Below are 20,632 nucleotides of genomic sequence, written 5' to 3' on the forward strand. Positions count from 1 at the left end.
CTTTCAAAAAAGAAGAGAGTTTTCAAATAAGAATTATGGCTTTCGTCTAATCTGTTGCTCCAATGTCTGAGCCGACCAGTTTGGACAGGTCTTTGACCGTCTTTTGCAGCAGATTGATTGTCTGCGTGATGTCTGGTGCCGAGGCCGAGTTTACCAGCGTAACATAAGGGCAAGTCAGTGCTGCGATGCAGGTGCCTTCAGGTCCGAGGATCGGTGCCGAAAGATTGTAAACGCCAGCAACCTGCGCACTCGGCATCATTTCATAGCCGCGCTCGCGGATCTGGTCGAGGCGTTCGTAGAAGCTATCGTCAAGTTTCACGCTTTCGCCGCCTTTTACATATTCCGCAATCATCATCTTGCGTTCTTCCGGTGAGCGAAACGCCAGAAGTATGTGGCCTGACCCCGTATCAAACAGGCTGATATGCGAGCCGACGCGGATTGAAATACCCCAGTAATCCGGCGCTTCCTGCTGCGCAATCACGACGACAGATCCGCGATCAAACACCGCAAGTTGGTTGGCTTGCCTCGAGCGGTCGGCAAGTTCGCGCATGAAAGGTGTCGCGAAAGACGCAAGTCTGCGCACCGGCGCATGAAGATGCGCAAGACCGAACAGTTTGAGTGTCAGCGAATAGCGGTCGCCTTCAAGCTTTGTGACGTAACCGCGCTTCACCAGCCGGTCGAGCATACGGTAAAACTCGTTGGGGCTGCGATCAAGATATTTGGCAATCTCGGCCTGGCTCAAGCCGCCATCGACGCTTGCCAGCAATTCGAGAATATCCAGCCCTTTGTCCAGCGCGGGTGCGCGGTAGCGATCATCCGTTTCCAAGCTGACCCTCCTTTATGAATAACGTACTTCATATACGAACATCGCAGCAGATGAAAGTCATGAACTCAGCGAAAGCGCCTTGACCGACTGTGAATAATATGTTTGCATATAAATACATAATTTACAATTGGGTGCGGACACGGGAGATGTCCGTCATGAGGAGGAAAGTATGAGGTATTTTACGACGTCTGTGCTGGCAGGTTCAGTTCTGCTAGCGCTGGGTATGGTTTCTGCGGGGGCAGCGGACCTTCCGGGTAAATTTGAAGGCGTGACGATAAACGCCAAGCTGATCGGCGGTCAGCAATATGAAGCGCTTTATTCGCGCATTGCCGAATGGGAAAAGGCGACCGGTGCCAAGGTCAATATCCTGTCCAAGAAAAACCACTTCGAACTGGACAAGGAAATCAAGTCGGACATCGCTTCTGGTTCGGTCAACTGGTGTGTTGGCTCCAACCACTCGTCTTTTGCGCCGCAATATCCTGTTCTCTATGCCGACCTGAATGGCTTGCTTCCAAAGGAAGAAATCGAAGGTTTCGTGCCATCGGTGATCAAGGCATCGACACTTAACGACAAGCTGGTCATGCTGCCGCGCGCGCAGTTTGACGTCTCCGCGCTTTACTATCAGAAGAGCCTCTACGAGGATGACGCCAAGAAGGCGGCATTCAAGGAAAAATACGGCTACGATCTGGCGCCGCCAAAGACATGGAAAGAAGTTTCCGATCAGGCTGTGTTCTTTGCGGATCCGCCGAATTTCTACGGTACGCAGTTTGCGGGTAAGGAAGAAGCGATCAATGGCCGCTTCTATGAAATGCTGGTTGCTGAAGGCGGTGAATATCTGGATGGGGAAGGCAGGCCAGCCTTCAATTCGGAAGCCGGTGTGCGTGCGCTGGATTGGTTCGTGAATGTCTATAAGGCCAAGGCTGTCCCTGCCGGTACAACCAATTATCTCTGGGATGAGCTTGGTGCAGGTTTTGCATCGGGTACGATTGCGCTCAATCTGGACTGGCCAGGTTGGGCGAGCTATTTCAACGATCCAAAATCGTCAAAAGTTGCAGGCAATGTCGGTGTTGTCGTGGCCCCTGAAGGTTCGGCTGGCAAGCGCACTGGCTGGTCGGGTCATCATGGTTTCTCGGTGACGGAATCCTGTGACAACAAGGATGCCGCTGCATCGCTCGTCTGGTTCCTGACCAACGAGGATTCGCAGAAGCAGGAATCGGCTGCTGGTACGCTGCCAACCCGCACTGCTGTCTGGGATTATGTCATCGAACAGGCTGCTTCCGACCCATACAAGAAGGAAGTGCTCTCGGTATTCCAGGAAACGGCCAAGACCGCTTTCCCGGTCCCGCAGACCCCGTCCTGGATCGAAATTTCAAACGCTGTCTACCCTGAGCTTCAGGCTGCGATCCTTGGCGACAAGACTTCGCAACAGGGGCTCGACGATGCAGCCAAGAAAGCAACGCAGATTCTCGAGGATGCTGGCGAACTCTAAGCACGCCGTTTGATTTAAACTATGACTTCATGGCCCGCTCTGAACGGGGCGGGCCATTTTGCGCTTATCAACGCACCGCTTCGGAAGAACAATGTTTAAACGAATTTCCCCGCCGGTTCTGCTTTTGCTTCCGGCCTTCATCATTCTCGCGGCGGTGGTCCTGTTTCCCCTCGCGCTGTCGCTTTACTCAAGCTTCACGCCGTTCCGGCTGACGCGACCTGACAGCCTGTTCACCTTCATCGGTCTGCGTAACTATCAGCGCATCATGAGTGATTGGGTGTTTTGGGCAGCATTCATTCGCACGGTGATCTTCCTCACCATTGCGCTCAATCTGGAAATGCTGCTGGGCCTTGGCCTGGCGCTGCTCATCAACAAGGCCACCCACGGCCAGCGCGTTTTGCGTACCTTGATGATGTTCCCGATGATGTTCTCGCCGGTTCTGGTCGGCTTCCAGTTCAAGTTCATGTTCAACGACAATATCGGTCTGGTGAACAATGCGTTGCAATCGCTGGGTATCACCGACACCGCCATTCCATGGCTGATCGACGGCAATCTGGCGCTGTTTGCCATTTTGATGGCGGAAGTCTGGATGTCGACCTCAGTATTTGCGATCCTCATTCTGGGCGGCCTTCTGTCCATGCCGCAGGATCCGGTCGAGGCCGCGCGGGTTGATGGCTGTACGCCGTGGCAGACGTTCCGCTATGTCATCTGGCCCTATCTGATGCCGTTCGCCTTCATCGCAATGACCATTCGTTCGCTTGATGTGGCGCGCGCCTATGACATCGTGAAGATCATGACCGATGGCGGGCCGGCACGGCGAACCGAGCTGATCTGGACGCTGGTCGGCCGTACCGCCTATTCGGATGCGCAGATGGGCTTGGCCAATGCCATGGCCTATGTCGCGATCCTGCTCTCGATCCTCTTTACTGTAATGTTCTTCCGCAAGCTTGCAGCCGCACGCGCGCAAATCGGAGCGGAGTGGTAATCATGGCTTCCAAAACCCTCTCTAATAATCAGCATCGCGTGCTACGCCGCGTCAAGAAACTCGCCTATCTCATCGGCCTGTTTCTCGCGATGACAATCATCTGCCTTCCGGGTTTGTGGATCGTGCTGTCTTCGCTGCGTCCGCCGGTCGAAATCATGGCAAAGCCGCCGGTCTGGATCCCGCAGGAAATCACGCTTGATGCTTATTACGCGATGTTCTCTGGTGCGGGTGGCGGCGGTATCCCGGTATGGGATTATTTCCGCAACTCGCTGATCATCTCGGTCACATCCACCATTATTGCGCTGATCGTCGGCGTGTCGGGCGGCTATGCCTTTGCGCGCTTCCGCTTCTGGGGCAAATCGACAACCTTCCTCGGCCTCATGCTGACACGCTCGGTGCCAGGCATTGCCCTGTCGCTGCCGCTGTTCATGCTCTATTCGCGCATCGGCATCATCGACACGCATTTTGGTCTGATTGTCACCTATGTGGCCCTCAACGTGCCTTTCACCATCTGGCTGATTGACGGCTTCTTCCGTCAGGTGCCCAAGGACCTGGCGGAAGCGGCCCAGATTGACGGCTGCACACGCTGGCAGGCCTTTTGGCAGGTGGAATTTCCACTGGCCGGTCCGGGCATCGCGACCGCAGGCATTTTCGCCTTTCTCACTTCATGGAACGAATATGCGCTGGCTTCCCAGCTTACCCGTTCCGTAAATTCCAAGACCCTTCCTGTCGGTCTTCTCGATTACACCGCTGAATTTACTATCGACTGGCGCGGCATGTGCGCACTGGCGGTTGTGATGATTATTCCAGCACTGACCCTCACATTCATCGTCCAGAAGCATCTTGTTGCTGGTCTGACGTTCGGCGCTGTTAAAGGTTGATATAAAATGGCTCAGCTTTCCATTAAAAATCTCGTCAAGCGTTATGGCACCGTTGAAGTGGTGCATGGCATCAATCTTGAAATCGCCGACAAGGAATTTGTCGCTCTTGTTGGTCCGTCCGGCTGCGGCAAGTCCACGACGCTGCGCATGATTGCGGGTCTTGAGAGCATCTCCGATGGTGCGCTCGAAATCGGCGGCAAAGTGGTGAACGACCTGCCGCCGCGTGATCGCAACATCTCCATGGTGTTCCAGTCCTATGCGCTCTATCCGCATATGTCGGTACGCGAAAACATGGGCTTTTCGCTGAAAATCGCCAAACAGTCACAAGCGGAAATCGACCGTCGCGTCAATGAGGCATCCGCTATTCTCGGTCTCGAAGCACTGATGGAGCGGCGCCCGGCACAGCTTTCGGGTGGTCAGCGCCAGCGCGTTGCCATGGGACGCGCCATTGTGCGTAACCCGGAAGTGTTTCTGTTTGACGAACCGCTTTCCAACCTTGATGCGAAGCTGCGCACACAGATGCGTACCGAGATCAAGAAACTGCACGCCAAGGTGCAGTCCACCGTCGTTTATGTGACGCATGATCAGGTGGAGGCCATGACGCTGGCGGACCGTATTGTCATCATGCGTGACGGTCATATCGAGCAGGTCGGAACGCCCGATGAAGTGTTCAAGCGTCCTGCCACAAAGTTCGTAGCTGGCTTTATCGGTTCGCCGCCGATGAATATGGCTGAAGCAACTGTGCAAGCGTCAGAGCTGGTTTTTGCCAATGGTGAGCGCCTGCCGGTGCCAGCGCAGTTTAAGGCCAAGGTCAGCGAAGGTGCTAAAGTTACATTTGGTCTGCGCCCGGATGATCTGTTCCCGAAAGGCCATGGGCTTTCGTCGGGAGACGCCATTCACGAAGGCAGCTTGCGCGTTTCCATCACCGAGCCACTCGGCAATGAAACACTGGTCTTTGCGGAGTTCGCAGCTAAGGAATGGGTCGCACGTATGCTCAACCCGCGTCACCTGCAACCGGGCGAGACTGTTCTTATGCAATTTGATTTGTCGCAAGCGCATCTCTTTGATGCTGCAAGCGGCAAGAGCTTAGCGGTGTAACTATGGCACGGATTGAAAAAGTCGAACTGCGCATGGTTGACCTTCCGCCGAAGATCAAGCGCACCGATGCGATCCAGAGTTTTGTGAGCCAGGAGACTCCAATCGTCACCATTACTGACAGCGATGGTGCAGTCGGCACGGGCTATAGCTACACCATCGGCACTGGCGGTTCATCTGTCATGCGGTTGTTGAGCGATCATCTGGTGCCATTGATTCTTAATGAGGATGCGGATTGCATCGAGGCGATTTGGCGCAAGCTCGAATTTGCAACCCATGCCACAACCATCGGCGCGATCACCGCTTTGGCGCTCGCTGCCATTGATACGGCCCTTTGGGACTTGCGTGCCAAGAAGCAGAACCTGCCATTGTGGAAACTTGCTGGCGGTGCCAAGGACCGTTGTCCGCTTTACACGACCGAAGGCGGTTGGCTGCATATCGAAAAAGAAGCGCTGGTCGAGGATGCACTGCAAGCCAAGGCCAAGGGCTTCTCCGGCTCCAAGGTGAAGATTGGCAAGCCGCATGGTTCGGAAGATTATGCGCGGCTTTCCGCTGTGCGTGCAGCCGTCGGTGATGGTTTTGAAATCATGACGGACTGCAATCAGGGCTTTAGCGTTGACGAAGCCATTCGTCGCGCAGAACGCTTGAAGGAGATTGATCTTGCCTGGATTGAAGAGCCGCTTCCGGCGGATGATCTTGACGGTCATATCCGCCTGACGCGCTCCACCCCGACGCCAATTGCGGTGGGAGAGTCGATCTATTCAATCCGCCATTTCCGCGAATATATGCAGAAGGGGGCTTGCTCCATCGTGCAGGTGGATGTGGCGCGCATCGGCGGCATCACACCATGGCTGAAAGTGGCGCATGCGGCAGAAGCTTTCGATATTCCGGTCTGCCCGCATTTCCTGATGGAACTGCATGTGAGCCTCACTTGTGCGGTGCAGAACGGGCGCTACGTTGAATATATCCCACAGCTTGATGATCTCACCACGAAGGGAATGGAAATCCGCGACGGCCACGCCATTGCGCCATCAGAGCCGGGCATTGGTATCTCATGGGATTGGGATGCTGTGCGTGCGCGTTCGGTTTCCGAGTTCACCCGCGAGATCGTGAGGTCATAATGGCTCAGAGCCAGAAACAAAGAATGGGGATGGTGATCGGGCTGAAGCCTGAGAAGATCGCAGAGTATAAAAAGCTGCACGCGAGCGTGTGGCCGGAAATTCTGGCGCTCATTTCCGAGTGTAACATCACCAATTACACGATCTTTCTCAAAGAGCCTGAAAACCTGCTGTTTGGCACATGGGAATATGTCGGCACGGACTTTAGAGCTGACATGAAGAAAATGGCCGACGATCCTAAAAATCAGGAATGGTGGTCGGTCTGCATGCCGTGCCAGAAGCCGCTCGAAACCCGCAAAGAGGGCGAGTGGTGGGCCATGATGGAGGAGGTTTTCCATCATGACTGAAGCCTTCGATCCGAAATCCCTGCGCCAGTGGTGGGCCAAGCCCGCACAGCCGAAGCCCATCGTGATTTTCGGCGCGGGCAGCATTGTCGGCGACGCGCATATGCCAGCCTACAAACAGGGTGGTTTTCCGGTTGCCGGCATTTTCGATCCCAATCTGGACAAGGCGTCAGCGCTTGCAGACCAGTGGGGTGTAAAGGCTTTTGCAAGCCTTGAGGAAGCGATTGCGGTTGAAGGCGCTGTCTTCGATCTGGCGACGCCACCGTCGGCCCACATGTCGATCCTGTCGCAATTGCCGGAAGGTTCTGCGTGTCTCATCCAGAAGCCGATGGGCAGCGACCTTGCTGCGGCCACGGAAATTCTGAAGGTCTGCCGTGCGCGCGATCTGAAAGCGGCGGTGAATTTCCAGTTGCGCTTTGCGCCGATGATGCAGGCACTTTACGACGCGGTCGATAAAGGCTTGCTTGGTGAAGTGGTGGATTTCGATGCGTGGCTGGCGCTAGCGACCCCTTGGGGGCTTTGGCCTTTTCTCAAGGGGCTGCCGCGTATTGAGATTGCCATGCATTCGATTCATTATCTGGATTTTGTGCGTGGGCTGCTCGGCAATCCGCAAGGCGTTCATGCCAAGACCATTGGCCATCCCGATCACGAAGTCGCCCAGACCCGCACGGCCGCAATCCTCGATTATGGCGACCGCGTGCGTTGCGCTTTGTCGATCAATCACGACCATGATTTGGGCCGCAAGTTTCAGGCCTGCGAGTTCCGCATCTGCGGTACCGAGGGCGCGGCCTACGTGAAACTTGGCGTCAATCTCGACTATCCGCATGGCGAGCCCGATGAATTGTGGATCAGGCCAAAGGGCGGTGATGACTGGGTGTCCGTGCCGCTGGAAGGCGCATGGTTCCCGGACGCTTTCCTCAATCGTATGGCACAGTTGCAGTGCTTTGCGACCGGCGAAGACGCAGAACTGATCGGCTCCGTTGAAGATGCCTGGCATACCATGGCACTGGTCGAAGCGGCCTATCAGTCAAGTGCAGCGCCCGCCACGCCGCTGGCTGCAAAACCGGAGTTTTGATCATGTCTGAACAGACGATCTATTTTGAAGATTATGAGCTTGAGGCTCAGCGTATTACCTATGGCCGCACGATCACCGAAACGGATTTCGTGGTTCACGCTGGTCATACGGGCGATTTCTTTCCACACCACATGGATGCGGAATTTGCCAAGACATTGCCGGGCGGCCAGCGTATTGCCCACGGCACAATGATCTTTGCAATCGGTGTTGGGCTGACTGCAACGCTGATTAACCCTGTTGCGTTTTCCTATGGCTATGACCGCCTTCGGTTCGTGCGTCCGGTACATATCGGCGATACGATCCGCACACGCGTGACGATCAGCGCTAAGGAAGACGACCCGAAACGCGCAAATATGGGCCGTGTAACCGAACGGTGTGAAGTGCTTAATCAGCGGGACGAAGTGGTGCTGGCATGCGACCACATCCTGCTTGTTGAACGGAAGGCATGAAAATGACGATACGATTTGATGGGAAAACTGCGCTGGTCACAGCCGCAGCGCAAGGCATTGGCCGTGCAAGCGCGCTTGCATTTGCGCAAGCCGGCGCAAAAATCTATGCGACCGACATCAACGAGACAGCCCTCAAAGAGATTGAAGGCATTTCGGGCATCATCACGCGCAAGCTTAACGTGCTGGATGACGCAGCCGTTAAGGCACTCGTCGCCGAAATCGGCCAGGTTGATGTTCTTTTTAATTGCGCGGGCGTAGTCCATGGCGGTTCGATCCTTGAAATGAAGGACGAAGATCTTGATTTTGCGATCAACCTCAACGTGAAGGCGATGATCCGTACCATTCAGGCCGTGCTGCCGGGCATGCTGGAAAGGCAGGATGGTTCGATCGTCAACATGGCGTCTGTTGCTTCGAGCGTCAAAGGCGTGCCGAACCGCTTTGCCTATGGTGTCACCAAGGCTGCCGTTATAGGTCTGACCAAGGCTGTCGCTGCCGACTATGTTGCCAAGGGCATCCGCTGCAACGCGATCTGCCCCGGCACAGTTGAAAGCCCGTCATTGCAGGATCGTCTGCGCGCGCAGGGCGACTATGAAGAACAGCGCGCCGCTTTCATTGCACGCCAGCCAATTGGCCGTATAGGTCAGCCGGAAGAGATCGCCGATCTCGCGGTGTATCTCGCAGGCGCAACTTACACGACGGGTCAAGCGTATAACATCGACGGCGGCTGGACAATTTAGAGTAGTCGATATTCAGGCTCTGGCGGCCTGCAAATGGCGGTTTTCTTCGCTTCCGGTGCTCATGTACCTTTAAGTACACCCCGCTCCGGTTCTCGAAAAACACCATCTTCGGCGCACCACAGGCAGAATCTCGACCACCCTTAGCCCCACTTTTTTCATCCTCACAAGGAGTAAGCGCATGAAATTTCTTCGCTATGGCGACACCGGCCAGGAAAAGCCGGGCCTTCTCGATGCAGACGGCAATATCCGTGATCTCTCTGCCCATGTCAGCGATCTGTCGGGTGCCGTTCTCAGCCCTGAAGCACTCGCCAAGCTCGGTGCGCTGGATGTCAATGCACTGCCAAAGGTCGAAGGCAACCCGCGCCTTGGCCCATGCGTTGCAGGCACCGGCAAGTTCATCTGCATCGGCCTCAACTATGCCGATCACGCAGCAGAATCCGGCATGGCTGTGCCACCGGAGCCGGTCATCTTCATGAAGGCCACCTCGGCCATCGTCGGCCCGAATGATGATCTGCTGATCCCGCGCGGCTCTGAAAAGACCGACTGGGAAGTCGAACTCGGCATCGTTATCGGCAAGACCGCAAAATACGTCTCGGAAGAGGACGCGCTGGATTATGTTGCTGGCTACTGCACGCTGCATGATGTGTCAGAGCGCGCTTTCCAGATCGAGCGCGCCGGTCAGTGGACCAAGGGCAAGTCCTGCGACACGTTTGGCCCAACTGGCCCATGGCTTGTCACGAAGGACGAAGTTGCCGACCCGCAGAACCTCAAAATGTGGCTCACTGTCAATGGCGAAACCATGCAGGACGGCTCGACCAAGACCATGGTCTATGGCGTGCGTTACCTCGTTTCCTATCTCTCGCAGTTCATGTCGCTACAGCCGGGCGATATCATCTCCACCGGCACGCCTCCCGGCGTCGGCATGGGCATGAAGCCACCGCGCTATCTCAAGGCTGGCGACACTGTCGAACTCGGTATTGAAGGTCTCGGTACGCAAAAGCAGAACGTGCGCGCTGACGTTTAATTTTTTTGAGCTTGATCTCTAAAACCGGTCTCCATTTTTGGGGATCATGCTCAGATCACGGAATCAAACATGACGAAAATTACTGATCTGCGCGTCTTCGATCTGCGCTTCCCGACTTCGCAAAGTCTGGACGGTTCTGACGCGATGAATCCCGACCCGGACTATTCAGCGGCTTATGTCATTCTCGATACGGATGACGAGGCGCTGAAGGGCCATGGCCTCACCTTCACCATCGGTCGCGGCAACGACATCTGCTGTCAGGCTATTCTTGCCATGCGCCACCTCGTTGTGGGTGCCTCGCTGGAAGACTTCCGCGCGGCACCTGGAAAATTCTGGCGCTATCTGACCGGCGACAGCCAGTTGCGCTGGATCGGTCCAGACAAGGGCGCTATGCATCTTGCCACCGGCGCTGTCGTCAATGCTTTCTGGGATCTGCTGGCAAAGCAGTCCGGCAAGCCCGTGTGGCGGCTTGTCGGCGACATGTCGCCGGAAGAAATCGCCGATATCGTCGATTATCGCTACCTCACCGATGCGCTGACACGTGACGAGGCTATTGAAATCCTTCGCAAGGCGGAATCCGGCAAGGCCGAACGTATCGCCAAGCTCGAAAGTGAAGGCTATGCCTGCTACACAACTTCGGCTGGCTGGCTCGGCTATGATGACGACAAGCTGCGTCGTCTGTGTCAGGAAGCTATCGACGAGGGCTTCAACCACGTGAAGATGAAGGTTGGCCGTGATCTCGAAGACGATATCCGTCGTCTGACCATCGCTCGCGAAGTGATCGGCCCCGATCGCTATCTGATGATTGATGCCAACCAGGTCTGGGAAGTCGATCAGGCGATTGAGTGGGTCAACAAGCTTGCCTTCTCCAAGCCGTTCTTCATCGAAGAACCAACCAGCCCGGACGATGTTGCAGGCCATCGCAAGATTCGCGAAGCCATTGGCGATGTGAAGGTTGCGACCGGTGAAATGTGCCAGAACCGCATCATGTTCAAGCAGTTTATCGCTGAAGGTGCTATCGACATTGTTCAGATCGACTCGTGCCGTATGGGTGGTTTGAATGAAGTTCTGGCCGTGCTGCTGATTGCTGCTAAGTTTGGCAAGCCGGTTTGGCCACATGCAGGTGGCGTTGGCTTGTGTGAATATGTGCAGCATCTGTCGATGATCGACTATGTCGCCGTTTCAGGCACCAAGGAAGGCCGCGTGATCGAATATGTCGATCATCTGCACGAACACTTCATCGATCCATGTGTTATCAAGGATGCGGCTTATATGCCGCCATCACTGCCGGGCTTCTCAATTGAAATGAAGCCACAGTCGATTGCGGACTATACCTTCAAGGGTTGAGAGCCGGTTTTCGGATGTCTTGAAAGGCCGCGCTGAAAAGTGCGGCCTTTTTGCTTTATAGAAAGCGGATCATAAGCGCGCCGGAAAGCAACAGAACAGCACCGGCAACGCGTCCAGCGGTGATCTCGCGCACGGCAACCCCCATAAAGCCAATACGATCGGCCAGCAAGCCAGCCAGCAGTTGCCCCGCAACGGCAAGGCCCATGACGGCGGCCGCGCCAATGCGAGGGGTCAACAGGATGGACGTCGTCACATAAATGCAACCGAGAGCACCGCCCACGACAAAGAGCCATGTGGGAGGAACATTGAAAGCAGGCAGCGTACCGGTCGCGCGTGCGGTAATTCCGGCGATGATGGCAAGGATGACGGCACCGGAGAGAAATGAAATCGCAGCCGCCGTTACCGGCGATCCCAATCCGCGAGCCAAGGCCGCATTGATCGGCGCCTGAATGGCAATACAGGCACCGGAAAGGATGCCGAACAACGTCCAGAGCATGGAGTTTTCCTCGTGTGGTGGATGGTTTGGTAGGAACTGGTAGAACTTTAGTCCTCGCAGAGGAAAACCGTCAGGTCAATATTTCGACCATCATCACGCGACCGGAGCACATTGCAAAAAGCGTGAAACGGCGTTCGGATAAGATACGCGATAAAACCAATAAACAGAGTATTCCCATGATTTATTGAAAACAGAAAATGCTCTGGAACAACAAGACAAACGCCTGACAAGGCAAACATAATCTCGGCTATTGCTGAAGATAAAGTGGTGCCCGGAGGCGGATTCGAACCACCGACACGCGGATTTTCAATCCGCTGCTCTACCAACTGAGCTATCCGGGCATCCGTAACAAGCGATTTACTTGTTCAGGGCGGTGTTGGTTCCCGCCGGAAGTGGGTGGGTTATAGCATTAAATTTCGCGCTGTCCAGCACCGTATCGCAATTTTTATCAGCTTTTCTCACTTCTTTGATAAATAGAGCATTTCCAGCAAAAGTGCGAAGCGGTTTAGCGTAGGATAATGCGTAAAAACAAGGAGATAGAGCAGCTTCATAGGTCCGGTCAAACGGAACTGCCAGCGCTGATTTTATTGGATGGGTCGCTCTGAGAGAGGTCTAGTTTCCGTCTTCTTCCTCTTCATCAATCGGCTTTCCCGGCAGCACATAACTGCCCGAGAGCCAGCGATTGAGATCGATGCTTTTACAGCGCGGCGAACAGAACGGGTAGGATTCGCGTGACGAAGGCTTGCCACATTCCGGGCAGGGGCGCGTCGGACGCAATGGCGTCACCCGTGCACCTGCGGCTGCCGATATGTCCTTCTTGTCGCTCATGCCTTTTCTCAGACTTTTCCGCTATTCCAGTTAGCGTAAACCGGGTAGTCGACATCGCTCAACAAGCTTATGGTCTCCTGTAGTGGCAGTCCCACGACATTTGTATAAGACCCAACCAGCTTGATGACGAAGCTGCCCGCCAGTCCCTGGATAGCATAGCCGCCCGCTTTACCGCGCCACTCACCAGACGAGAGATAGGCATCCATCTGCTGGCGAGATAACCGTTCAAAACGCAGGCGTGTTTCGACCAGTGTCTGGCGTAAATTCCCATTCGGCAAGACAAGGCTCACGCCGGTGAAAACTTTGTGCGTACGCCCGGAAAGAAGCCGCAGGCATTCTCTCGCCTCGTCGGTAATTTCCGTTTTTGGAAGAATTCGCCGACCAACGGCTACGACGGTGTCGGCGGCAAGAATGAAGGCGCTGCCGTAATTCGCGTCGTCCTTCAACTGTTCCTGTGCCTTGCGTGCCTTCTCCCGCGACAGACGCCGCGCCAGCGAGCGCGGATGTTCGCCACGCTGCGGCGTTTCATCTATATCAGCCGGATGGATGTGGTCCGGTTCGATGCCTGCCTGCCCCAGAAGCTCGATCCTGCGTGGAGAACCGGAGGCAAGAACCAGCTTGTGTTGAGCGCTCATCGAATAGACAGGTCCTGAACGGGAACGGGTTGCTTACTTGAAGCGGTAGGTGATGCGGCCCTTGGTCAGATCGTAAGGGGTCATCTCAACCAGAACCTTGTCACCGGCCAGAACGCGGATGCGATTCTTGCGCATACGGCCCGCCGTATGGGCGATGATTTCATGTTCGTTTTCGAGCTTTACGCGGAACATAGCATTCGGCAGCAGTTCCGTAACAACACCCGGAAATTCGAGGACTTCTTCTTTCGCCATGCGATACCTGTTTCTTTCTCTGATAAAATGCCGCTCTCGAGCGGTCTTTAGGTCGTAATTTGCGCGGAACCTATATGATTAGGCGGCATTTGTGAACAACGGAATTCCGTGAACTTAATGCCGGAGCATTTCCAGCAGAAATGCGAAGCAGATCTGCGTAGGATAATGCGACAAAACAAACAGTTAGAACTGTTCCGTCGATTCCGTACTAGCCGGAACCGTTCTTGTCAAAACGTTGGATGATCTGCCGCTTCAGACGGTCACGCACGTCGCGATAGGCTGCCATGATCTGGCTGCGGCTACCCGTTACCAAAGTTGGGTCCGGGGTCGGCCAGTACTCCACATCAACCGAGAACCCCCGCATCCGCTCCAGAACAGTATGATGGGCGAGCGGCGTCAGCGTTACAATGAGGTCGAAATAGCCGTCCGCAAGTTCTTCGAGGCCGCGCGGCTGTCTGTTATCCAGCGATAAGCCTTCTTCCTGAAGGACAGCATCGACAAACGGATCGCGCTCACCCCGCTTCACGCCAGCGGAAGCCACATAAATATTGGGTGGCAGGGCCTGTCTTGCAAGTAATTCCGCCATGGGTGAACGAATTGCATTCTTGCCGCAAACGAAAAGCAGGGATTTCGGCAAGCGCGATTTATGATCTTCGTCGCCGTCGGCGCTAAAACTCAAGGGAGAGGCATCGGTGATGGTCATCGATGTTCAACCTCTCCAATGCAAGACGCATACAAGTGTAAAAAGCCGCCGGGCTGTGTTGAAATCAACCTCGATCTTACCCTTCAACCGAGCCTGCAGGGTTTGCGACCCCTCATTGTGAAGGCCGCGCCGCCCCATGTCGATTGCTTCGATCTTGCTCGGCGTGGCTGACCGGATCGCCTGATAATAACTTTCGCAAATCATGAAATAATCGCGCACGACACGACGTAACGGCGTAAGCGACAGAATATGGGTCGCTACACCTTCGCCGGTTTCACGGGTGATGGCAAAGATCAGTCGTGATTCCATCAATGAAAGCTTCAGACGATAGGGGCCTCCTGTTTCGTCTCCGATCGGGTGGAAGGAATTTTCTTCTATCAGGTCGAAAATGGCCACCGCGCGTTCATGCTCAACATCAGGCGTCGAGCGCCCGATGGATTCATCGAGCTCGACGTCTACAAGGCGCGCATTTGGAACACCGGTGGTCATGTCACCTCATAGATTCAGCCGGATAGCGACAGACTGCGCGTGTGCGTCAAGACCTTCGGCGCGGGCAATCTCGATTGCCGCAGGTCCGAGCAAACGCAGTTGATCAGGGCCGAGTTTGAGAAGCGACGTGCGTTTCATGTAATCGAGAACAGACAAGCCGGATGAAAAACGCGCCGAGCGTGCCGTCGGCAGAACGTGATTACAGCCACCGACATAATCGCCGATCACCTCCGGCGTATAGCCACCTATGAAGATGGAGCCTGCATTGCGAATTTTGGGCAGCAATGCTTCCGGGTCGGCTGTAGCGATTTCCAGATGCTCGGCTGCAATGCGATTTGCAAGTGGAATGGCTGCCTCGAAATCCTCGACCAGAATAACGGCGCCGAAATCGCGCCAGCTTGCAGCCGCGGTTTCCGCGCGCGGAAGATTACGGAGCTGTCTTTCGACAGCTTCTTCGACAGCCTGAGCGAGACCCTCATCGTTGGTCATGAGGATCGACTGCGCAGCGGTATCGTGCTCCGCCTGGGCAAGGAGGTCAGCGGCGATCCAGTCTGGATTGTTGTCCTTGTCGGCAATGACCAGAACCTCGGAGGGGCCTGCGATCATGTCGATGCCGACTGTACCGAAGACGATGCGTTTTGCCGCCGCAACATAGGCGTTGCCGGGGCCGACGATCTTCGCAACAGGCTTGATTGTTTCGGTGCCATAGGCGAGGGCCGCGATAGCCTGCGCCCCACCGACACGGTAGATTTCCGACACGCCCGCCAGACGGGCTGCAACCAGAACCAGAGGATTGAGAATGCCGTCTGGCGACGGAACCACCATGACGATGCGTTCTACACCTGCCACTTTGGCAGGAACTGCGTTCATCAAGACGGAGCTTGGATAGCTTGCGGTGCCGCCTGGAACATAAAGCCCCACAGCCTCGATAGCGGTCCAGCGCGAGCCAAGCTCAACGCCAAGCGCATCCGTATAGCGGTCGTCCTTCGGCAGTTGCCGCGCGTGGTGCTTCTCAATACGCTCGTGCGCAAGCTTCAGCGCTTCGATTGTTGACGCTGGTGCTGTGTCAAACGCAGCATCAATTTCAGCTTCAGTGACCGCAATTCCGGTTTTATCGAGATCAATCCGGTCAAAGCGACGGGAATAGTCGATGAGCGCGCTATCGCCTTCCCGGCGCACGCGGTCGACGATTTCGCGCGCCGCACGATCAACATCCTCGGATGCTTCGCGTTTGCCTGCCAGAAATGTCGCGAAATTATTCTCGAAATCGGGATCGGTTTGTCTGAGCGTCTTGACCACGCTTCTATTCCTTCAAATATGCTTGCCTGAATGGGGCGCCGGCTGACGAAAGACGGTTTGTGGAACCTTTCAGACGTTATGGCGAGGAAGTGATTCAGTTTCCCATGCCGCGCCGAGGTCCGTCATTTGCGCCTCAATACATTCGACTTCAAGACGGATAGCCGCATTTGCCGAAAAAGTCAGTTCTATTGTTCCGGCCGGTGTTTCGCCAGCAGTGAACTGAATAGCCATCAGGGAAAGCACATCATCCGGCTTCTGACGGTCGATGCCGGTTGCCTTGGCTGCAATCACACGATTGAAATGCAGGGCGGTGCGCCTGCGCTGATACTGCGGCTTGCGCAGGAATTTCGGCTTGCTTTCTTCCCAGACAAAACGGTTTGCCGTCAGGACGAAACGCTTTTCGTTTGCGAGATACTGAAGGTCGGATACTTTTAAAACTGCGTCCTGAAGATGAGCGGACAGGACCTGCAAATCCTCCTCATCCAGCGCCACAAGCTTCAACATATCCATACTCCAGCACCACTTTCCGGTTGTTGGTCCATAACTGCGCCCGGTGGACAGAAAATCAATTGTCCGCTGGGTCAGCCACCAACTTGGCATGTCAAAGCAAAAAAATCGACAGGCTTTTCAAGCCCGTCGCCTTTGAAAAGGAACTTTGACTGTTTTGTTTTAACGCTCAACTTACCCGAAAATCGTTTCACACTTTTCGGGATGCGCTTCAGGCAAGAAAAAACCGGAGCGATGAAATCGCTCCGGCACGGTCATATCAGCCACTGATACGTTCTACTGTCGCTCCGCAGCGCGACAGTTTTTCTTCCAGGCGCTCGAAGCCGCGATCCAGATGATAAACGCGGTTGACCATGGTTTCGCCTTCAGCAGCAAGGCCAGCGATCACGAGCGAAACCGAGGCCCGAAGATCGGTTGCCATCACCTGTGCGCCTTTCAGGCGCTCCACACCTTCGACTGTTGCAGTCTGACCGGACAGAGAGATCTTCGCGCCAAGACGCGCCAGCTCCTGCACGTGCATGAAACGATTCTCGAAAATCGTTTCCGTGATATGCGACGTTCCCTTCGCCTTGGTCATCAAGCCCATGAACTGGGCTTGCAAATCGGTCGGGAAGCCCGGGAAAGGGTCCGTCGTGACATCAACGGGGTGAATACCATGCCCGTTACGCACAACGCGGAGACCGCTATTGGTCTCTGTGATTTCAGCTCCCGCCTGGCGCAAGGTTTCGAGAGCGGCGGAAAGCTGGCTCTCCTGCGCGCCTTCCAGAAGTACATCGCCCCCTGTCATGGCAACAGCCATGGCATAGGTTCCGGCTTCGATACGATCAGGAATAACGCGGACGCGTGCACCAGACAGGCTGGTGACGCCATCAATGTGGATGGTGCTGGTTCCCGCGCCGGTGATCTTGGCGCCCATTGCATTGAGGCAGTCGGCGAGATTGACGACTTCCGGTTCGCGGGCGGCATTCTCGATGATGGTTTCACCCTTTGCAAGGGCTGCTGCCATCAGCATGACATGGGTTGCACCCACGGAGACTTTTGGGAACTTATAACGTGCGCCAACCAGGCCGTTCTTGGCCTTCGCCTTGGCATAGCCGTTTTCGATTTCGATGTCGGCTCCAAGAGCTAACAAAGCTTCAAGCAGAAGGTCGACCGGGCGCGTTCCGATGGCGCAGCCGCCCGGCAGGGAAACATTTGCTTCACCCATGCGCGCGAGAAGAGGTGCGATCACCCAGAAGCTCGCACGCATCTTGGAGACGAGTTCATAAGGTGCAGTGGTGGTGACGATATTGCGGGCAGTGAAATGGATCGTACGAGAATAGGCTCCATCCTGATGCTCGCGACGGCCATTGACCGAATAATCTACCCCATGATTGCTGAGAATACGGATCAATTGCTCGACATCAGCCAAATGCGGTACATTTTCGAGCGTCAGCGTATCGTCGGTCAGGAGCGAGGCGATCATCAATGGCAAAGCGGCGTTTTTTGCACCCGAGATTGGAATGATGCCGTTGAGCTTGTTGCCACCCACGATTTTGATGCGATCCATACTATGTCACCTTCTGGGCCGATACCTTGCCCGATAAATTTCACCAAATCCGGCAGCCGATACGGCGCGGTGGCGTTGCGTCATGAAATTACGAGTCTTGCGGCCAAATTACGTCAAATACGAATCACAATAGGACGACATCGCTGCGAAGAACAGAAATGGGCTTTTACCGCAGAGCCCCCCTATCTTCAAGGAAGGCTTTGTTGTTACGATTTTCAGTCTTTATCGTCGCTGACAGCGGTGATGCCGTCATTTCGTTCATCCGCTTCGCCCGCGCGACGTGATCTTAATTGCGCTTTGCGACGCATCAGATTCGCGCGCAGCTCCTCGGCGCGGCGCCTTTTACGCTGGTCCGATTGGGTTTGTTTCTCTTTGTTGGTCGTATTCTCGCTCATGCTGTCTTCTACTACGGGAGAAAGAGCCGGAAAAGCGGCTTTCGAATGTGGGTCCGGCAGATTTCCACATTATGTGAAAAGAAATGCAATTGCTTGCTTGCGATTTGCGTAATGATGTGGCAGAAGTCCGCCGCACTCAAGAGATTGCTGCGGTAGCTCAGTGGTAGAGCACTCCCTTGGTAAGGGAGAGGTCGAGAGTTCAATCCTCTCTCGCAGCACCATTCTATCTTCTTGAATTGATAGAACTTCCTGAAAAACAAAGACTTTTGGATGGCCTTCTGGTACACAGAGGTGGTCCACATGAGTTTGTCTATGCCTTCACCTGTAAAGCACCCGAAGACTGGAACCTATTACCTCAGACAGAGGGTTCCTGTTGATTTGAAGGAAAAGGCTAAGGGTAAGACCATCGCACTTCCGGTCAACGGGGGCATCAAGTCGATCACGATAGGCGAAAGCGTCAAGATTTCTCTTGCGACGAAAGACCCGGCAGAAGCCAAGGCCCGTTATAGGGAGGCCGATGCAGCCTTGTCGAAATTCTGGGGAGCTTTGCGAAATGGACCGATCAGGCTCACCCAGAAGGAAATTCAGGCCCTTGCCGGGATAGCCTACAAGGCTTGGACCGACGCCCACGACGATGAGCCGGGTAGCCCTGAACTCTGGCAGCGTGTCGTGGAAGACAATTCAGCAGCCATGCGCGGCAACTTTGGGATGTCTCAATTCATCATAGGTGATCCAGAGGACCGGACGTATGCGGCACTGAATAGTCGTTTTGGTGAAGCAGTGGACGGAATGCTTAGAGCAAAGGGCCTTGTCATCGATACGGACAGCCGTGACCGTCTGCTGGTGGCAACAGCGAAAGCCATGAACGAGATGGCACACGTCAACAAGAGGAAAGCCCAAGGCGATTACACGCCAGACACCGAGATACGCCAGCGCTATCCGGAATACCGACCTATCGTGGAATCGGAAGGCGAACCCGAGGCGACACCTAAGAAAGCGAACGAAACGAAGCTCGACCTATTCGACTTGCTCGATCACAAGTTCAAGGACAGGGGAACGTCTAAGACGCACCGGGCTTACCGCAGCGACTTGAAACTGTTTGTCAAATTCATCGGGCACAGTGACGCCCAGCGCGTCACAAAGGACAACGTTCGCGAGTGGAAAGACGCTCTGATCAAGCAAGGCTTGTCTGCCAAGACGATCAATGACAAGAAGCTGTCTGCGGTGAAAGCTACAATTGCCCATGGCGTCAACGAATTTAGCTTAACACAAAACGTTGCGGCTTCGATTCGGGATAAGCGTGAAGCGCCAGCGCCGATCGGTTCTCGCTCATACACTCACGAACAGGCCCTAGCGATTCTTCAAGCAACCTTCCGTGGCACTGAGAAGGACCTCGATTCGCATCACCAAAGGGCGATCTTCTGGGTTCCATGGATTTGCGCCTATACCGGGCTTCGCGTTTCTGAAGCCGCGCAGCTACAAGGTAAGAATGTTCGTATTGAGAAAGGGCATCCGATCTTTTTCATCGACCCAGCAGACGGCGGAACAAAGAGCAAGGCGGCTTGGACTACGGGCATTCATGAGCATCTAATCGAAATGGGCATCCTTGATATGTTCAGGGCTGTAGGTGATGGGCCAGCATTCTATCGAGCTTACCCTGAAGGCACCGACATGCGGGGAATGGAGGAGACCCACAGGGCGAAGTATAGCGGCTCACGTGTTGGAGACTGGACGCAAAGCGTTCTGACCGAACCGGCACCCGGCGGACGACCTAACCACGCATGGCGGCATCTCTTCACGACCCTATCGCGACGCTTCAAGATGACCAAGGAGAACCGGGATTACATGTTGGGCAGTCGAAAGAAGACCGACGCCCGAGAAGGCTACGGCGATTTCACTCCGGATGTTGTCTGTGGTGAAATCAACAAGCTCCCCCGGTTCGACGTGAAAGACACCGAATACCGCCCGACGCTGGAAGTGTTGAAACCTGAACCCGTGAAGGATCGCCCGAGAAAGCCCCAGAAGACAAAGGAGGGGAAGCTAATTCTCGCACCGCCAAGAGGCTAGTGTTCGACAGTTAACATAAAGTTCCACAGCTGGGGAGCAAAT

The 20,632-nt window shown here is 55.0% G+C and carries 23 protein-coding genes and 2 tRNA genes; 13 read left to right on the forward strand and 12 right to left on the reverse strand.

Annotation, left to right across the window (positions count from 1 at the left end; genetic code table 11):
- Positions 1-46 precede the first annotated feature (46 nt).
- Entirely contained in the window at positions 47-826 is a 780-nt protein-coding gene (locus FJQ48_RS00550; protein WP_139973274.1) for an IclR family transcriptional regulator, read from the reverse strand.
- Between the two features lie 169 nt (positions 827-995).
- Here FJQ48_RS00550 and FJQ48_RS00555 point away from each other — a divergent pair, with 169 nt between their 5' ends.
- The 11 genes from FJQ48_RS00555 to FJQ48_RS00605 all read left to right on the forward strand — a co-directional run bounded on the left by FJQ48_RS00555 (position 996) and on the right by FJQ48_RS00605 (position 11,370).
- On the forward strand, positions 996-2,315 hold the full coding sequence (locus tag FJQ48_RS00555; protein WP_139973275.1) for a sugar ABC transporter substrate-binding protein: 1,320 nt from the start codon (positions 996-998) through the stop codon (positions 2,313-2,315).
- A gap of 91 nt (positions 2,316-2,406) precedes the next feature.
- The gene (locus FJQ48_RS00560) at positions 2,407-3,300 is read left to right on the forward strand and encodes a sugar ABC transporter permease (RefSeq protein ID WP_139973276.1); all 894 of its coding nucleotides are present in this window, start codon (positions 2,407-2,409) and stop codon (positions 3,298-3,300) included.
- 2 nt (positions 3,301-3,302) lie between these two features.
- Positions 3,303-4,181 (forward strand): carbohydrate ABC transporter permease, encoded by an 879-nt coding sequence (locus FJQ48_RS00565; RefSeq protein WP_139973277.1) that lies wholly within the window; start codon positions 3,303-3,305, stop codon positions 4,179-4,181.
- A 6-nt stretch (positions 4,182-4,187) separates the two neighbouring features.
- Positions 4,188-5,279: a sn-glycerol-3-phosphate ABC transporter ATP-binding protein UgpC gene (gene ugpC / locus FJQ48_RS00570; protein WP_139973278.1), complete on the forward strand. Its 1,092-nt coding sequence runs from the start codon at positions 4,188-4,190 to the stop codon at positions 5,277-5,279.
- A gap of 2 nt (positions 5,280-5,281) precedes the next feature.
- A complete protein-coding gene (locus tag FJQ48_RS00575) occupies positions 5,282-6,397 on the forward strand; it encodes a mandelate racemase/muconate lactonizing enzyme family protein (RefSeq protein WP_139973279.1) in 1,116 nt (371 codons plus the stop codon).
- Positions 6,397-6,741: an L-rhamnose mutarotase gene (locus tag FJQ48_RS00580; protein ID WP_139973280.1), complete on the forward strand. Its 345-nt coding sequence runs from the start codon at positions 6,397-6,399 to the stop codon at positions 6,739-6,741. Before FJQ48_RS00575 ends, FJQ48_RS00580 begins: the two co-directional genes overlap by 1 nt.
- Positions 6,734-7,813 (forward strand): Gfo/Idh/MocA family oxidoreductase, encoded by a 1,080-nt coding sequence (locus FJQ48_RS00585; protein ID WP_139973281.1) that lies wholly within the window; start codon positions 6,734-6,736, stop codon positions 7,811-7,813. The genes FJQ48_RS00580 and FJQ48_RS00585 overlap by 8 nt, the downstream gene beginning before the upstream one ends.
- 2 nt (positions 7,814-7,815) lie before the next feature.
- On the forward strand, positions 7,816-8,262 hold the full coding sequence (locus FJQ48_RS00590; RefSeq protein WP_139973282.1) for a MaoC/PaaZ C-terminal domain-containing protein: 447 nt from the start codon (positions 7,816-7,818) through the stop codon (positions 8,260-8,262).
- A gap of 2 nt (positions 8,263-8,264) precedes the next feature.
- Positions 8,265-8,999, forward strand: a complete 735-nt coding sequence (locus FJQ48_RS00595; RefSeq protein WP_139973283.1) for an SDR family oxidoreductase — start codon at positions 8,265-8,267, stop codon at positions 8,997-8,999.
- A gap of 178 nt (positions 9,000-9,177) precedes the next feature.
- Positions 9,178-10,023 (forward strand): fumarylacetoacetate hydrolase family protein, encoded by an 846-nt coding sequence (locus FJQ48_RS00600; protein ID WP_139973284.1) that lies wholly within the window; start codon positions 9,178-9,180, stop codon positions 10,021-10,023.
- A 69-nt stretch (positions 10,024-10,092) separates the two neighbouring features.
- Complete coding sequence (locus FJQ48_RS00605; RefSeq protein WP_139973285.1) at positions 10,093-11,370, forward strand: L-fuconate dehydratase; 1,278 nt, start codon at positions 10,093-10,095, stop codon at positions 11,368-11,370.
- Between the two features lie 55 nt (positions 11,371-11,425).
- On the opposite strand, the gene FJQ48_RS00610 is transcribed toward FJQ48_RS00605, so the two are convergent.
- The 11 genes from FJQ48_RS00610 to FJQ48_RS00660 all read right to left on the reverse strand — a co-directional run bounded on the left by FJQ48_RS00610 (position 11,426) and on the right by FJQ48_RS00660 (position 18,523).
- Entirely contained in the window at positions 11,426-11,866 is a 441-nt protein-coding gene (locus FJQ48_RS00610; protein WP_139973286.1) for a DMT family transporter, read from the reverse strand.
- Positions 11,867-12,131: 265 nt separating this feature from the next.
- Positions 12,132-12,207: transfer RNA gene (locus FJQ48_RS00615), tRNA-Phe, on the reverse strand.
- A gap of 271 nt (positions 12,208-12,478) precedes the next feature.
- Positions 12,479-12,694 carry a DNA gyrase inhibitor YacG gene (gene yacG / locus FJQ48_RS00620; protein WP_139973287.1) on the reverse strand — a complete coding sequence of 72 codons (216 nt, stop codon included), beginning with the start codon at positions 12,692-12,694 and terminating at the stop codon, positions 12,479-12,481.
- An 8-nt stretch (positions 12,695-12,702) separates the two neighbouring features.
- Positions 12,703-13,329, reverse strand: coding sequence for a Maf-like protein (locus tag FJQ48_RS00625; RefSeq protein WP_139973288.1), 627 nt, complete (start codon positions 13,327-13,329; stop codon positions 12,703-12,705).
- 33 nt (positions 13,330-13,362) lie between these two features.
- Positions 13,363-13,581 (reverse strand): translation initiation factor IF-1, encoded by a 219-nt coding sequence (infA, locus tag FJQ48_RS00630; protein ID WP_002965531.1) that lies wholly within the window; start codon positions 13,579-13,581, stop codon positions 13,363-13,365.
- A gap of 208 nt (positions 13,582-13,789) precedes the next feature.
- Entirely contained in the window at positions 13,790-14,284 is a 495-nt protein-coding gene (locus FJQ48_RS00635; protein ID WP_139973289.1) for a low molecular weight phosphatase family protein, read from the reverse strand.
- Between the two features lie 6 nt (positions 14,285-14,290).
- On the reverse strand, positions 14,291-14,773 hold the full coding sequence (locus FJQ48_RS00640; RefSeq protein WP_139973290.1) for a UPF0262 family protein: 483 nt from the start codon (positions 14,771-14,773) through the stop codon (positions 14,291-14,293).
- A gap of 6 nt (positions 14,774-14,779) precedes the next feature.
- Positions 14,780-16,072, reverse strand: a complete 1,293-nt coding sequence (gene hisD, locus FJQ48_RS00645; protein WP_139973291.1) for a histidinol dehydrogenase — start codon at positions 16,070-16,072, stop codon at positions 14,780-14,782.
- 69 nt (positions 16,073-16,141) lie between these two features.
- Entirely contained in the window at positions 16,142-16,582 is a 441-nt protein-coding gene (locus tag FJQ48_RS00650) for a DUF2948 family protein (RefSeq protein ID WP_139973292.1), read from the reverse strand.
- 256 nt (positions 16,583-16,838) lie between these two features.
- Positions 16,839-18,128 carry a UDP-N-acetylglucosamine 1-carboxyvinyltransferase gene (murA, locus tag FJQ48_RS00655; RefSeq protein WP_139973293.1) on the reverse strand — a complete coding sequence of 430 codons (1,290 nt, stop codon included), beginning with the start codon at positions 18,126-18,128 and terminating at the stop codon, positions 16,839-16,841.
- A 215-nt stretch (positions 18,129-18,343) separates the two neighbouring features.
- Entirely contained in the window at positions 18,344-18,523 is a 180-nt protein-coding gene (locus FJQ48_RS00660; RefSeq protein WP_139973294.1) for a hypothetical protein, read from the reverse strand.
- Positions 18,524-18,669: 146 nt separating this feature from the next.
- On the opposite strand from FJQ48_RS00660, the gene FJQ48_RS00665 reads away from it, so the two are divergent.
- Positions 18,670-18,744, forward strand: a tRNA-Thr gene (locus FJQ48_RS00665).
- A gap of 79 nt (positions 18,745-18,823) precedes the next feature.
- On the forward strand, positions 18,824-20,590 hold the full coding sequence (locus FJQ48_RS00670) for a DUF6538 domain-containing protein (RefSeq protein ID WP_139973295.1): 1,767 nt from the start codon (positions 18,824-18,826) through the stop codon (positions 20,588-20,590).
- Positions 20,591-20,632 lie beyond the last annotated feature (42 nt).

The sequence above is a fragment of the Ochrobactrum sp. CGA5 genome (genome assembly GCF_006345815.1).
Taxonomy (GTDB): Bacteria; Pseudomonadota; Alphaproteobacteria; order Rhizobiales; family Rhizobiaceae; genus Brucella.